Origin of the sequence: Bartonella sp. PS17NMGDW, from assembly GCF_042193555.1 — a bacterium.
In the GTDB taxonomy this organism is placed as follows: Bacteria; Pseudomonadota; Alphaproteobacteria; order Rhizobiales; family Rhizobiaceae; genus Bartonella; species Bartonella grahamii.
On the sequence record NZ_JBHILY010000007.1, the window covers coordinates 53265 to 68710 of the forward strand.

Consider the following 15446-nt stretch of genomic DNA (forward strand, 5'->3'; position numbering starts at 1 on the left):
TTTTATGGTTAAAGTTCGTTTTGCTCCCTCTCCAACAGGTTATATTCATATTGGCAATATCCGTATTGCGCTTTTCAATTGGCTTTATGCGCAAGCGCATAAAGGAGCATTTATCTTGCGCTATGATGATACAGATGTTGAACGTTCTAAACAAGAATATATCGATGCTATTGCTGTTGACCTTGAATGGCTTGGTATTCAACCAGATTCAATTTATTACCAATCTAAGCGATTTAATCGATATGATGAAGTTGCGGAAATTCTCAAACAACGCGGGCTTCTTTATCCCTGTTATGAGACTGCAGAAGAATTAGAGCGACGTCGTAAAATCCAGCTTTCACGCAAATTGCCTCCTATTTATAACCGTGCAGCATTAAAATTGACAGCAGAAGAGAAAAAAAACTTTGAATCTCAAGGTCGTAAACCCCATTGGCGTTTTCTTCTTCCTAATTTTGAAAGTGATCCTTTACAAACAAAGCGAACAGAAGTTTGCTGGAATGATGCAATAAAGGGAAAGCAGACGATTGATTTGGCTTCTCTTTCAGATCCTGTTCTTATTCGTGAAGATGGAAGCTATCTTTATACATTGCCCTCTATTGTTGATGATGTAGATATGGCTATTACGCATATTATTCGTGGGGATGATCATATTACAAATACAGGCGCTCAAATTGCTATTTTTAAAGCTCTTAATGCAGAATTACCGGTTTTTGCTCATACCAATTTATTGGCGACAGTTTTAGGAAAAGGATTTTCAAAACGTAATAATGATCTTTCTATTCGTTCTCTAAGGGAAGAAGGATTTGAATCTATAGCTGTTCAATGCCTTGCCGTTTTGATTGGGACATCGCAAAATGTGCATCCCTATCCTAATCAAGCAGCGCTTTTAGAGCATTTTAATCTCCAAGATACGTCAAGATCCGTTGCAAAATTTGATATTGCTGATCTTCTTGCTTTGAATAGTCATCTTGTCCATGAGTTAACCTATGAAGAAGTAAAAATGCGCCTTAAAAAACTTTCTATTGAGGGAGATAAGGCGGAATATTTCTGGAACGCGATAAGAAACAATATTAATAAAGTCAATGATGCTGTTTTGTGGTGGAAAATCATTCATGATGAACAGAATTTTGATACAGTGGCACTAGAGGATCGTGTATTTGTGCGTCAATCACTCGATTTCTTACCTGAAGGTGCTTTGAATGAGGAAAGTTGGAAAATTTGGACAACAGCATTAAAAGAAAAAACAGGTCGAAAAGGAAAAGCTTTATTTATGCCATTACGTCAAGCACTTACAGGCATGGATCATGGACCTGAAATGGGAAAAATTTTGCAGCTTTTAGGGCGTGAAAAGGTAGCAGAAAGACTCTCTAGGAAATAAGAGCGGCTTTTTTTTTAAGCATTTCGTTCATTTCACTCTTAAAGAGAGTAAAGAGAGAATTTATTTACACGTTTTTATAAGCATGAAAGCAGGAATATCATCACCAAATCCAAGGGGCGTGTAATTCTTATTTTTTCGTGGGCGTTGTTGCTCAGATGGCTTCTCTTTATCATTTGCATTTTTGATACATTCTGTTTCATTCTCTTCTACAGATTTTTTAGTGTGAGCAACAGGCTCTTTTGGAGCAGTTTTCTTTGGTGATTTTGAAGATTTTTTCTTTACAACAATATCTTCTGTTTGATCATCGGCTATTAAAGTTGAGAGATCTCCATTGAGCCATTCAATTTTTTCATTACTCATTTCCTCAATGGCATTGATATATTTTTGATCAGCTTTTGTGACAATTGTAAAAGCTTTTCCGCTACGATTTGCACGCCCTGTACGACCAATTCGATGAATATAGTCTTCAGCATGTGTGGGAACGTCATAATTGAAGACATGGCTTACGGCGGGGATATCAAGTCCACGGGCGGCAACATCAGATGCAACAAGAAGTGTGAGTTTATTGTCTTTAAAATCGGCTAATGTGCTCATGCGCGAGTATTGGTCCATATCTCCATGAAGCGCACCTACACTAAAATTATGTCTGATGAGAGATCTAAAAAGTTCAGAGATATCTCTTTTCCGATTACAGAAAATAATAGCGTTTTGAAGTTCTGCACCTTCATTATGAATAAGTTCTCGCAAAACAGCTCTTTTATCCCATGACTTACTTCCCGATTTGACGAGCCGCTGTGTAATTGTGGTTGCGGTTGAGGATGCTTTTGTAACTTCAACAGAAACAGGAGAATGTAAAAATTGTTTCGTTAGTTTTGCAATTTCTGGCGCCATTGTTGCAGAAAAGAACAAAGTTTGACGCGTAAAAGGGGTTAGCTTACAAATACGTTCAATATCAGGAATAAAGCCCATATCCAACATGCGATCAGCTTCATCAATAACAAGGATTTCAACGCCCATCAGGAGCAGTTTACCGCGCTCGCAATGATCAAGAAGGCGCCCTGGTGTTGCTATAAGAACATCAGCTCCCCGTTCAAGTTTGCGATCTTGGAGTTCAAAAGAAACTCCACCAATCAAAAGAGCAACATTTAAACGATGATTTATTCCGTATTTGTCGAAATTTTCTTCAACTTGAGCTGCAATTTCCCGTGTTGGTTCTAAGATGAGCGTACGGGGCATTCGTGCTCTTGCACGACCTTTTTCAAGGAGAGTGAGCATAGGCAATACGAAAGAAGCGGTTTTACCTGTTCCCGTTTGGGCGATTCCTAAAACGTCTTTTCTTTGAAGGACATGCGGAATTGTTTCACTTTGAATAGGTGTTGGAGCTGTATATCCCGCTGATTTCACCGCATTAATAACCTTTGCGGAAAGACCTAAATCATCAAAACTGTTTAAAGATGGTATCATTTTTTTATCAATTGCTCTGTGATTTTAACTGCGCTATCTAAATGATAATTATAACCAATATTCTACACTCTTAATAGTGTTAAGATGTTTTCACAAAAAAACTAACTATAACAATCATATACACATAAAAAGCATAATACAATCATTAATAGCGAAATTGTTCTGATAAAATGCGCTCATCCCATGAATGATTTGAGTCAAAAAGGATTGAAGCTGTTACTTCTGTTGCCATTGAAATAGTAACTGAATGGACAGATTTAACTTCAATATTATCTGCAGCAGCGTTGACAGGGCGTTTGTCAGGTTCAAGCATATCAAAGCGCACTGTTACTGTATTGGGAAGCAAAGCTCCATGCCAACGCCGAGGGCGAAAAGGGCTAACGGGAGTGAGGGCCATAAGAGGGGCCATAAGAGGTAAGATAGGTCCTTGCGCTGATAAATTATAGGCGGTCGATCCAGCTGGTGTAGCGACGAGGACACCATCACAACTTAATTGTTCCATGCGTACGTTGTTATCAATGGTGATGCGAATTTTTGCGGCTTGATAAGATTGCCGAAAGAGGGATACTTCATTAATTGCAAGCGCCTCGATAGAATCTTGATATTCAGATTTTGCAATCATGCGCAGGGGATGGATTTCTTTTTTATGTGCGACAGCAATACGATTGGGCAATTTTTTTTCATGAAATTCATTCATAAGAAATCCTACAGAACCTTGATTCATGCCATAAATAGGTTTGCCTGTGTTCATGACGTCTCGTACGGTTTGTAACATTGTCCCATCACCACCGATTGCAACAACAATATCAGTTTCTTCCAGAGAAGAATGACCATAAACGGAAATTAATTTATGGGTAGCTTTGATAGCGTCCTCAGTTTCTGCGGAAATAAAATGAAAGCGACTTGGTAATGTAGTCATTAAAAAATTATCCTGATATTTATAATGTATGTTGTAACTTATTTTTGAGAGTTTTGAAGTTGTAACAAAAGCTCTTTTTATAATAAAAAGAGCATTGAATAAAGAGAAGTTATTTCAAGGTAAAGTATCATTGAAAAGTAAGAGGAGTGCATCGTTAGATAAGTTACAAACAAGTAATTTTTTTATTAGAATGATAATTTAGCATTGAAGCTAAGAGTATGATTAGTTAAAAGACCATAACTGATTTTAATAATCAGTTTAAAGCACCCGTAGCTCAGCTGGATAGAGCGCTGCCCTCCGAAGGCAGAGGTCACAGATTCGAATTCTGTCGGGTGCACCAAATTCTTCAACTGCATATCATTCTAAATAACAATATTACCAAAAAAGAAGCCAATTTCCTCTTTCATGAAAATGGTCCATTTGAGTTATTTATTAAGTTTTATAGCGAAGAAGAAAATGATTTTAAGAGAAGTAAGATTTACGGTTGTGTACATAACTTCTCGGTTAGTCATTTTGAATATCGAGATAAAAAAGCAAGATTATCTAAATATGCTTTCAATTTAACTATAAAATATTTATAACATAAAAATACATAATTAATTCAATATGTTATTGTATAATTGATCTGGCATTTTTGACAGTAGATCGCTAAATATGTTGTTTTGAGCATTAAAATAGATAGCTAAATTTGCTTTTATTCTATTTTTCGAGCTAAAGGCTTTTATGGTGAGATGGAACGCGGATGAGGAATATCACCAGTTAAAGGAATAATAATGGGGATAAAAATAATCGTCAAAATTTGAATTGTTTCAAAACGCTGTATTCGGTATGGTTATTATGGTTTTGAGAATGGGTATCGGGTGATTTCTCTATACACCAATATTGCCAGTTATGTTGGATGAGGGATTGTTTACCTTTAATCAACTTTTTTATATAGCTAGCGCTAATTACGGTGGTTATTTAGTTGGGAGTATGTTCTTTACGTTTGGCAGAATTCGGAATATATCTCTTGCTCCTCACATGCTATCTTGTGCAGCTATAGTAATGAGTGCACTTATTATTTCCATGGCGTTAACACTTGATCCGTTTTGCTTCTCGTGTTGCGAGTGCAGCAATGGTGGTTTTGGGTTCTATTATGGTCATGCAGCATAGCCATAATGGGTGGATTATTGCTTCGCTTTATGCAGGTGCAGGAGTTGGTATTCTATTAGGTAATGAATATGTTATTATTAGTTTGAACAGGGCGCGTGATGCGACAAACATTTGGTTTGAAGTATGCTATTCTTTAAGCGCATGCAATTTATGTTATCGATAATTTCAAACGATTACGTTTTTAACAATGCGATTTGTGTGTGATAAAAACGTATCATAAAGTTTATGAACTGTTATGAATGATAGCTGCTTTTCACTTTATTTGAATGTTTACATGCCTTATAACATTTGCATCATAATTTGCTTTTTATAGTCTATTCATACATGGCAATTGTTTATAAAAAATGGTCAATTGAATCACGTATAAAGTGTGAATTCTAAATGGAATTCATATGAAATAATTTCACACAAACTATTGACTTTGTTGTGTGTTTTTTATGATAAGATTCTTCTCTTATACGGCGTTATCAATTTTATTTGCAAAAATCTGCTTCGCTTTTGACTTTTGATATGGATACAACCTCTTTTGAGGTAGAGCAAAGAATTTTTTAGCCATGGAGAGTGCAACAGTGTTCTTCAAAAATCTTGATTGGTCTGTTGAAAAAATTAAAGAGGTAGATAATTATTCAGCACGTTATCAACTACCAGATTGTGAAGTACAAATTCTTTATAATGACGCAATTATCAAAGGTTATCCGTAATTTGATGTTGGAGTTTCGATTAGTACTGGTATTTTAGCTACTGCCTGCATGGTAATTGATCCCTATCAATTCTCAGCATTTACAAGATCTACAACTTGATTTTTATAAAAAGGGGTTGAGAGTTTGTGAAGAAGAAATATATGCGGATTGGTTGGAATTAAGCTTGATTATCTCTTGAAATAGGCGATAGAAAAAATTGATCTTCATAAATGCTTTTATTCCAGATATGGAGCACTACCTTGGCAAAAGAGTGAAGTTGAGGCAATAAGGTTATCAAGATAGATGATGCAGATTATAGCTACTTCATATTGGTGCACTGGCTTTATTGGGTAATGTTGCAACCTTACAATCTTATTATCAAAGTTTCAGTGCAGGGGATCATTTAGCTTTGATGAAAATACCCAAAAGACTCATCTTGAACGTGCATTGGCTTTAGCTAAAGAAGTGGTGAAATCTAAGAAACTCAGCTACACTTTAATTGCAAAAGTAGCAAAAAATATGAGCCATGTGGAAGAAAAACAAAGTTCTTAATAAGAGCTTTCCAGAGAGGTGGAGCTTCATTCTTGGAAGGAAAAAAATAGCTAAATTTATCGAAACAAAAGATAAGAAATATCAAGAAGATCTCAAAAAATTATAGGAACCAGAGTCTAGTGTAACGCTGCCATTATCAGTTGAGTGAACCCAACAATGGCGGAGTTCTATCCATTGGCAGAAATCTGATGTTTGAAAGATGATTTCTTGATGTGAAGCTAATGTTATAATAAATAATTATTATAAATCAATATGTTGTATATATTCATAATTTTTGAGATTAATGACCATTGACAAATAATTTTGCATCATTTTTTCTCTTACAGCTTTTTGTAAATCATCAATGAAAATTTTTATAATGGAAAGTTTATTGATAACATAACTTTTGTATGTTCATTACTTTACGCTTAAAAAATATAAAAATAATGAAATGCAATTAAGTCATCAACTTCTTATTCTTTTCAATTTTTAATCATAAAAAAATCTTTTTATTCATCTTGCTTATAAAAAGAATTAGCTTTTTTCTGGTAAGACAATTGGAGAAATAAGGATTTTAGATATGTTTCGGCGTTCCATTTCAATCACTTTAAAGTGTAAACCATCAGTTTCAAAACTTTCTCCCTCATTTGGTAAATGACCAAACTGCCAAAGCATAAAGCCTGCCAGAGTCGTATAACGATCTGCTTCATCCACAAGGTTACGCCCAAGATAACCACTTAAACGGCGGATATCAGCATATCCCTCAACAAGAAGACTGCCATTTTCAAGTTGTTCTGCGATCATGAGTTCTTCATCGTCATCGGGAAAGTCTCCTGCAATAGCTTCAAGAATATCGGTTGGTGTTGCAATTCCTTCAAAAGATCCATGTTCATCAACAATAATTGCAAGCTGAATCGAAGAATGACGTAATTGCTCCATCAATCGTAAAACACTTGTATTTTCATGAACAACGAGGGGTTCTCGCATAGCTTTTTTCCAATTAATTTTTTTCCCCTCAGCCAAATTCAAAAGAAGATCTTTTGTCAACGCAACGCCAACAAATTCATCTACTTTTTCACGCGCAAGAATTAAGCGGCTATGTTTAACCTTTTGTAATTCTTCACGCATTTCATTTTCATCAGCATTTAAATCTAACCACTCAATCTCATTACGCGGCGACATGATAGAGCGAACAGGGCGATCAGCTAAATCGAGAACACCACGAATCATCTCCTTTTCTTCTGGTCTAAACAACTCAGAAGCTGCAGCCTGTTCAGCAATAACATCTACAGTCTCAGCAAGATGACTATCTTTACTTCCTCCTCCTAAGAGCCTCAAAACAGCATCAGCTGTTCTACTGCGTAGATCATTTGTTTTAATCATTTTTTCACGGTTACGACGTCCAATTTGATTAAAAGCTTCAATGAGAACAGAAAAACCAATAGCAGCATACAAATACCCTTTTGGAATATGAAAACCAAATCCTTCAACAATGAGAGTAAAACCAATCATCATCAAAAAACCAAGACAGAGGATTACAATAGTGGGATGACGATTAATAAAACGCATAAGAACACCGGATCCGCACATCATTACTCCCATAGCAGCTATGACTGCGATATACATAACTGTTGCCTGCTCTTTTGCAATCATCCCTGTTGCGGTAATAATACTGTCTAGTGAAAAAACGGCATCCAGCACCACGATTTGAACAATTACTTGCCAAAAAACAGCATAAGCAACGCCTGTTTTTCTTTCATGTGATACCCCTTCTAATCTTTCATGTAATTCTAGCGTTCCCTTTGCGAGCAAAAAGGCTCCACCACCGATTAAAATAAAGCTATGCCAACTAAAGACAAAAGATGAAAATGAAAGAATTACCCTATCGAGTCTCATAACCCATCCGATAACTGTAAGAAGGAAGAGCCGCATAATTAATGCTAAAGTAAGACCTAGAAAGCGTGCGCGGTCACGCAAATGCAGTGGCAATTTTTCAGCTAAAATTGCAATAAAGATAAGGTTATCTATTCCTAAAACAATTTCGAGAAAAACCAACGTGATCAAACCAAACCACGCATGGGGATCAGTGATCCATTCCATCATTCCTTACCTTTTAGAAGCTTAAAAGCGCGCGATTGACAAAAAAAATTCATAGGCTTTTATTCGTATATTGGATCATGAACATTGAATGTAAAAAAATTTATATTCAACGAAAAAACCAGCAAAATATTGCTTGAATGCATGTGATTACTGATAAAACAAAATGATGCCCCATCCCGCTTAAAACCACAAGAAGGTTCCTCTAAATTTTGCTCGGGCATTATGCTCGATAATCCTCCAACTATAGATTCTGTATAACAATCAGAACATTTATTTATAAAGCTTCTTATAATGGGTTTATTTTTATATAAGATCAAGTGGAGAATATCATATTTTTAACCTTACAGACAATGAGTCTATATAACAAACAACAAAATATCTGGACATCCATCCTTAGGAGCGTTATAGAAACGCTCATTCTCATCTTTTGGGAAGCTTATGGGTGATTAGCTCAGTCGGTAGAGCAGCTGACTCTTAATCAGCGGGTCGTGGGTTCGATCCCCTCATCACCCACCATTCGATTTTATACCATAAATAACTTAATTGATTGCGTAAATTTTTTAAGATACGAGTTGCTAAATAAAATTGGGAAGTAGGATTTCCCCATATGCGTTTGTTTAAAAGTGAAGATTGTTGATATAGCTTAGTCATCAGGTTTTGTACTTTTAGAGGGCTTAAAGAACTTCCAAAAGACATTTAAAGATCTTTTAATGCGTATTGTTTCTTTTTTTTAATCGCAATTGGTAAGGAGAAGTTTCTTACCGACAATTGTGTTATTAAAGGGGTATAAAAATCAACAGTTTTCACTTCTTTTAATATAAATTGATTAAATTTTTTTTGGATTTTTGGCATATTGTTTAAAGATAGAAGAAACTTTACATTTTAGTTGTGTCAGTAGCGTGGATATTTTTTGATAACTCTCCCACTTAAACAAAAAATCTCTGTAATAATCATCAGTATTCCAAGAGGATAAATCAAGATAAAACAAAGTAGTTAGATGGACATAACAGGAATAAAATTAGATCAGTTTAATTGTTTAAAGCTAATACCTGCTAAACGACAGAAAATAAGCTTTAATAAGGCTTCAAGTTTTTAAATATTAGACCTTACAGTTACGCTATACTGTTTTGCCTTTAGCTTAACCGCTAAAAAGATAAACATTAAGAAAGCTGCTCAGAATCATTATAATATATTGATTTATAATAATTAATTATTCTTTTTTGAAAAAAAAACTTTATTGTAATAAACTTCTTTTGTTTCAATCCCTCTTATAATGAATTAATTAAAATTATTATTTTTGCATCATAAATGAGATTAACGTGTGGATAAAGACTATTGAAGAAAAGCATAAAAATGATTCTTATTAACGTTCTGAAGCGCTAAAAGTTATCACAACATTGGAAAAATAGTATAATGGTGCAGGCTTGCTCTTTCATTAAAAGGGTTCTTTAGGTATTCTTTATCTATAATAAATTTTCTTTTCAAACAATAAAATGAAATTATTTTCAGATAGAGGTTTTTAATTTTGCGCATTTGTTTTTTGCAAAAAGTTTTGCAATCATGTGCTTTATCTAACATAAAAATCGATTACACTATGAAATAGTACTTTTAGTATCCAATTTTATGGGAGTTTTTTTGAAGGAAAATAGATAAATATTTCTATGTTTTTCGTAAAGTAAGATTCTTATAAAAGGGGACCTTCAAGTTTCAATATAAAAAAGATAAATACAAATAATGATTGTATTAATTTACATATACAATCGAATTTAGTATAGATTATAATCTTTATAGGCATACAAAAAAGAAGTCGTTGATAGCCTTTTATTTATTCAGGTGGTGTTTTGGAGGCTCTTTTCCAATATTGATGCGCTTCAAAAATGGCGACCACAAATAATGAAATGATGAGCGGTATAATCAAATAAAACATTCTAAAGACAATAAGTGCTGCAATAACATCGGTTGGATTTATATTGGGCATGCCTGTTATGAAGAGAGCTTCAAGAACTCCTACTCCTCCTGCTGGAGCATTGGAGAGAAGAGTTATCGTAAAAGATGCTAGGAAAACACCAAGAACAGAGATAAAATGAATATCTGCATTGTGTGGGAGAACAGCATATATAATTCCTGCTGCTCCTAAAAGCTCTAGAGGGCTAATGAGAAGCTGTTGAATAACAATTTTCAACCGTGGATAAGAAAGTTGAATTTTCTTACCTAAGCGTAAGGGTTTTAACTGAAGCCAGCTACCAAACGTATAAAGTGCTATACAGCTGAGTAAAATTGCTCCAACCGTTGTTCCTAACCATTCAGGAAGTTCTTTGTGAATGAGGGTGATAATTTCGGGTTGCAGCACCAAAACGATTCCCAAAAGTAAGATTGTTCCGATTACAAAAGTAAAAGAGCAAAAACCTACTAATATTGCGATTTCTGTTCCGTTTAATCCTTTCATTTTATAGGCACGATAGCGCACAACGGCACCAGAAAAAACTGAAGCACCGATATTGTGTGAAAGAGCGTAGGTTGTAAATGAACATATAGCGATAAAAATCCAAGAAATTTTATGCCCTAGATGTTGCAAGGCAATTCGATCATATCCAGCAAGAGCAGCATAAGCTAGGAGAGAACATAAACAGGCTAGTAACCAATGCTGTGCATTTAAATCGCTCAAGCGCTCCAATACATCCCCAAATGAAATGGCAGAGAGTTTCATATAAAGAATCCGAATAGATATCAGCATTGCTAAGATACCAATCAAGGGCCATATAAATTGCTTTATTTTCACGATTCTTTATCCATTTTATGTTTTCTGTAAATTTTCATGGTTGAGCGTATTCCGTACAGATCTTCGTTCCGTTATATACTCCATAATGCCATTGGCAATTTCTTCATCATCCGTTACTACAACATCAGCACCTAAATCAATGAGATATGCTGTTTCTGTGTCGGATAATGCATGTGTGATTATATGGATATCTTTCTTCATATCCCGTATATTCACGATACATTCTCCTACTTCAATGGTGCTTCGCATTGTAATAACAACTTTATGTGCATTATTTATATTTGCTGCGTCCATTATTTCTTGTTGAATGATATTGCCGCAAATAGCCTCAAAGCCATCTGCAATCGCTTTATCAGAGAGGCGTTTTGATTCTTCTACGATCACTACAGGTTTACCTCTATTTATTAAAGATAATGCAACACACTTACCAATACGACCATAGCCAATAATTACGATATGGTTATTTTTTAAGGTCATCGGTAAAAAATCTTGGTCGGGATCTTGTGGATCAATATCAATAATTGTTTGGGCATTTTGTGAAGATGCAGAATTTTTTTCTAGACGTTTTTTAATTTTATTACAGGCAATGAAAACAAGAGGATTGAGCAAAATAGAAAAAATTGCTCCTCCAAGAATTAAATCATGAGCGTCATTGTTTAAAAGTCCTAAGCTTAAACTTAAACCAGCAAGGATAAAGGAAAATTCTCCGATTTGGGCAAGGCTTGCAGAAATAGTCAAAGCTGTTGCATTAGAATAGCGAAAAGCCTTAACGATGAAAAAGGCAACAGCAGATTTTCCGATTACGATAATGAATAAGGTTGCTAAGAGAGGAAAAAAATGAGTTAAGAGTTTCTCTGGGTCAAATAACATGCCTACAGAAACAAAAAAGAGAACAGAAAAGGCATCGCGCAGTGGTAAAGATTCTTCTGCGGCACGGTGGCTTAATTCTGATTCGCTCATGACCATACCAGCAAAAAAAGCACCAAGAGAAAGGGAAACACCAAATAAATGAGCGGCTCCGAAAGCTACTCCTAATGCAATAGCAAAGACGCTAAGACGAAATAATTCACGGGATCCCGATTGTGCGCTCATTTTTAAAAGCCATGGGATAACGCGTCGCCCAATGACGAGCATAAGTGCAATAAATACAATCACTTTCAGGATGGTGAGACCAAAAATACCCCAAATACTTAAATCCAACCATTGAACAAGAGGATCAAACGCTTCTTTTTTGGTATTGCTGATGGCACTTGCCAAGGAAGGGATGAGAACAAGTATAAGGACCATTGCTAAATCCTCAATAATCAACCATCCAACTGCAATGCGTCCTTTTTCTGTTTCAATAAGATGACGCTCCTGCAAAGCACGTAGCAGGATAACAGTACTTGCTATGGATAAAGCAAGACCGAAGATCAAACTACCACTGAAGCCCCATCCCATAATCAAACCAAGGCACAAACCTAGAAAAGTAGAAAATGCCATTTGTGCAATAGCAGCGGGGACAGCAATAGCTTTGACAGATAAAAGATCTTTTAATGAAAAGTGGAGCCCAACACCAAACATCAGCAAAATAATGCCAATTTCAGCAAGTTGATTAATGATGACGGAATCTATTTTAAATCCGCCTGTATTGGGTCCCACAATAACACCAGCTAACAAATAGCCTACAAGTGGTGAAATACGCAAACGGCTAGCAATCATTCCCAAGAGAAATGCTAAACATAAACCTGCAACAATAGTTGTGATAAGTGGTGTGTCGTGGAGCATGGATTATTTACTATTCTTGATCAAAAAGCGAATGAATGAAAATGATTATATTTCTATGAGAAGAGAGGCGAAATGTATCATACGTATTAAAGGGCATTTTTATTTCACTTTGGTATTCGCACGATTATTTCGTTCACGCCACCAATTTCCTAGCAGGAGTAAAATAGGAGCAGCAATAAAGATAGAGGATGATGTTGCAATAATAATCCCAAAGACCATGGGCAATGCAAAATTATGCACAGCACTTCCACCCCATATCGCCATGGGGAGCATAGCAAGAATTGTTGTGGCTGATGTAAAAAAACAACGTACAAGAACCTGATTAATTGACAGATCAATCAGCTCGCGCAACGGCATTTTTTTATAAAGACGCATATTCTCGCGCATCCTATCATAGACGACAACTTTATCATTTATAGAATATCCAACAATTGTTAAGAGTGCAGCGATAGCCGTTAAATTAAAATCAAATTGAAATAAAGCAAAAAAGCCAATCATTTTTGTGGTGTCTAGAATGAGAGTGATAATTGCTCCAATGGCAAAGAACCACTCGAAGCGTAACCATATATAGAGAGACATGGCAATAGCCGCAAGAATAACAGCAGTAAAAGCAGCTGTGGCAAGCTCGCCTGAAATTTTGGGACCAACAACTTCTATTTGATCGAATGTGGTATCGGGATAGATATTTTGTACAGCTGTTTTGACCTTATCAATGGCGATGGTTTGTTGTGCTTCGCTACCGCTTTGTTTCTGCATGCGAATTAATACGGTATTTTCGTTATCAATATTTTGCAAGGTAACTTCACCAATATTAAGAGTAGAAAGCTTGGAACGCAGAGTTGCTAGATCTGCTGGTGCTTTCGTGGTAATACTCATTTGGCTTCCGCCAATGAAATCAATTCCGAAATTCAATCCAGGCTTAAAAAAGAGAAAAACTGAAGCCATTGATAAAACAATTGAGACGCCAATACCAATGAAGCGTGCTTTCATAAAGTGGAAAGTTGTGTTTTGTGGCAGGATGTTGAAAGCAGAGTGAATATGCAATTTTTTAATTTTCCATTTACGAACGATCCAAATCATGATGATGCGTACAATGGTGATATTTGTAAACATGGAGATGATAATACCAAGCAACATTGTTACGGCAAAACCACGAACGGGACCAGTACCGAACCAAAATAGTAAGACGGTCGCTATAATTGCTGTAACATTTGCATCAACAATGGTTGCAAAAGCGTGTTTAAATCCACGATCTAGGGCTGCAAAAGCACCCACACCTTTTCGACTTTCTTCACGGATACGTTCATTGATGAGAATATTAGCATCAACGGCAATACCGATGCCTAAAATAATACCAGCAATACCAGGCAGGGTAAGCGTAGCTCCCAAAAGACTCAGTGCAGCAAATGTTAAAATCGTGTGTAGAGCTAGTGCTATATTGGCAATTAATCCCCAAATGCGGTAGAGAAGAAAAATAAAAATTGCAACAAGAATAAAGCCAATTATGCCGGTGTAAAGTCCCATTTGGATGGCATCAGCACCAAGATTTGGACCTACGGTTCTCTCTTCAATGACCGTGAGTGGTGCGGGGAGGGAACCAGCACGAAGCAAAGCAGCCAGAGTTGAGGCTTCTTTTGGGTCAAAGTTTCCTGTAATTTGGCCTTGTCCATTGGGAATGACACTATTGATGGTCGGAGCGGTTAAAACCTTATTATCTAAAACAATAGCAAAAGGACGGTTAATATTTTGTCGTGTTATATCGGCAAATATTTTTGCACCAGCGGAATCTAGAGTAAATGAAATAATGGAACGTCCTGGTATTTGGGGGTCAAAACCTGCACGGGCATCTTTCAGGACATTTCCATCTAAAGCGATTTGATCATAAATCGCATAATGTTGTGTTGCATCAGTATATCCAGGAAGAATAGAAACACCTATAGGGGGATTATTGGGGTCCACATTAGAAGGAACAAGATGAAAACTCATCTTAGCGGTTGTTCCTAAAAGATCACGTAGTTGTTTTGGATCTTGTAGTCCGGGCAATTGGACCATAATACGATCATTTCCGACCTTTTGGATGGCTGGTTCTGAAACACCAACTTGATCTATACGGCGACGGATGATTTCTAAGCTTTGTTCAATAGCATTGCTTACACGGTCTTTTATACCAGCTTCCGTTAATGTGACGCGGAGAGTTTCATTTTGAGCACTGATCGTGATGTTATGTTCTGTTGTACCAAAGCTACTGTGTATGGGGGTTATTAATGTTTTCAAAGCAGAGAGTGCTTTTTCAGTTTGCGATGGATCAGAAATAAGGGCAATAATGCTATCTTCAACGATACGCACACTTGAGGTGCGGATTTGTTTTTCACGCAATACATTGCGTACACTGCCTAAAACTATGTGTAACTGATCGCGTTTTAACGTTTTGCTATCAACCTCGAGCAGGAGAGAAGAGCCTCCTTGAAGGTCAAGACCAAGTGCTACACGGGTGTCGGGTAAGAATTTCGAGTTTTTAACTTGTTCGTATGAAAATAAATTGGGTAAGGCAACATAAATGCTGCTTAAAAGAATAAAACAATAAAGGGTAGTTAACCAACCAGGTGTACGCATGATATATTCCGCTAATAGGCAATCTAACAGTTATTCAAAGTTAAAAGCACAAGTAAAATAAGA

General features: G+C 36.1%; 9 protein-coding genes, 2 tRNA genes and 1 pseudogene. 6 read left to right on the forward strand and 6 right to left on the reverse strand.

Features of this window, described 5'->3' with window-relative positions; genetic code table 11:
- Positions 1–4: 4 nt before the first annotated feature.
- The gene (gene gltX, locus ACFIJK_RS06095) at positions 5–1378 is read left to right on the forward strand and encodes a glutamate--tRNA ligase (protein ID WP_375627210.1); all 1374 of its coding nucleotides are present in this window, start codon (positions 5–7) and stop codon (positions 1376–1378) included.
- A gap of 60 nt (positions 1379–1438) precedes the next feature.
- Here gltX and ACFIJK_RS06100 read toward each other — a convergent pair whose 3' ends face one another.
- Positions 1439–2842, reverse strand: a complete 1404-nt coding sequence (locus ACFIJK_RS06100; protein ID WP_375627212.1) for a DEAD/DEAH box helicase — start codon at positions 2840–2842, stop codon at positions 1439–1441.
- A gap of 145 nt (positions 2843–2987) precedes the next feature.
- Entirely contained in the window at positions 2988–3761 is a 774-nt protein-coding gene (locus tag ACFIJK_RS06105) for an NAD kinase (RefSeq protein WP_375627214.1), read from the reverse strand.
- Between the two features lie 263 nt (positions 3762–4024).
- Here ACFIJK_RS06105 and ACFIJK_RS06110 point away from each other — a divergent pair.
- From ACFIJK_RS06110 to ACFIJK_RS06125, 4 genes and pseudogenes are all read left to right on the forward strand, one after another.
- Positions 4025–4101 (forward strand) — tRNA-Arg (locus ACFIJK_RS06110).
- A gap of 551 nt (positions 4102–4652) precedes the next feature.
- Positions 4653–5076 (forward strand): annotated as a pseudogene (locus tag ACFIJK_RS06115) (YbfB/YjiJ family MFS transporter).
- A 406-nt stretch (positions 5077–5482) separates the two neighbouring features.
- A complete protein-coding gene (locus ACFIJK_RS06120) occupies positions 5483–5614 on the forward strand; it encodes a hypothetical protein (protein ID WP_375626221.1) in 132 nt (43 codons plus the stop codon).
- A 307-nt stretch (positions 5615–5921) separates the two neighbouring features.
- Positions 5922–6050, forward strand: a complete 129-nt coding sequence (locus tag ACFIJK_RS06125; RefSeq protein ID WP_375626294.1) for a hypothetical protein — start codon at positions 5922–5924, stop codon at positions 6048–6050.
- A 608-nt stretch (positions 6051–6658) separates the two neighbouring features.
- Here ACFIJK_RS06125 and ACFIJK_RS06130 read toward each other — a convergent pair.
- Entirely contained in the window at positions 6659–8227 is a 1569-nt protein-coding gene (locus tag ACFIJK_RS06130) for a TerC family protein (protein ID WP_375627217.1), read from the reverse strand.
- A 437-nt stretch (positions 8228–8664) separates the two neighbouring features.
- On the opposite strand from ACFIJK_RS06130, the gene ACFIJK_RS06135 reads away from it, so the two are divergent.
- Positions 8665–8740: transfer RNA gene (locus ACFIJK_RS06135), tRNA-Lys, on the forward strand.
- A gap of 1309 nt (positions 8741–10049) precedes the next feature.
- Here ACFIJK_RS06135 and ACFIJK_RS06140 read toward each other — a convergent pair.
- The 3 genes from ACFIJK_RS06140 to secD all read right to left on the reverse strand — a co-directional run bounded on the left by ACFIJK_RS06140 (position 10050) and on the right by secD (position 15383).
- Positions 10050–11003, reverse strand: coding sequence for a YbhN family protein (locus ACFIJK_RS06140; RefSeq protein ID WP_375627219.1), 954 nt, complete (start codon positions 11001–11003; stop codon positions 10050–10052).
- A 15-nt stretch (positions 11004–11018) separates the two neighbouring features.
- A complete protein-coding gene (ybaL, locus tag ACFIJK_RS06145; RefSeq protein ID WP_375627221.1) occupies positions 11019–12770 on the reverse strand; it encodes a YbaL family putative K(+) efflux transporter in 1752 nt (583 codons plus the stop codon).
- Between the two features lie 99 nt (positions 12771–12869).
- Positions 12870–15383, reverse strand: coding sequence for a protein translocase subunit SecD (gene secD / locus ACFIJK_RS06150; protein ID WP_375626215.1), 2514 nt, complete (start codon positions 15381–15383; stop codon positions 12870–12872).
- Positions 15384–15446 lie beyond the last annotated feature (63 nt).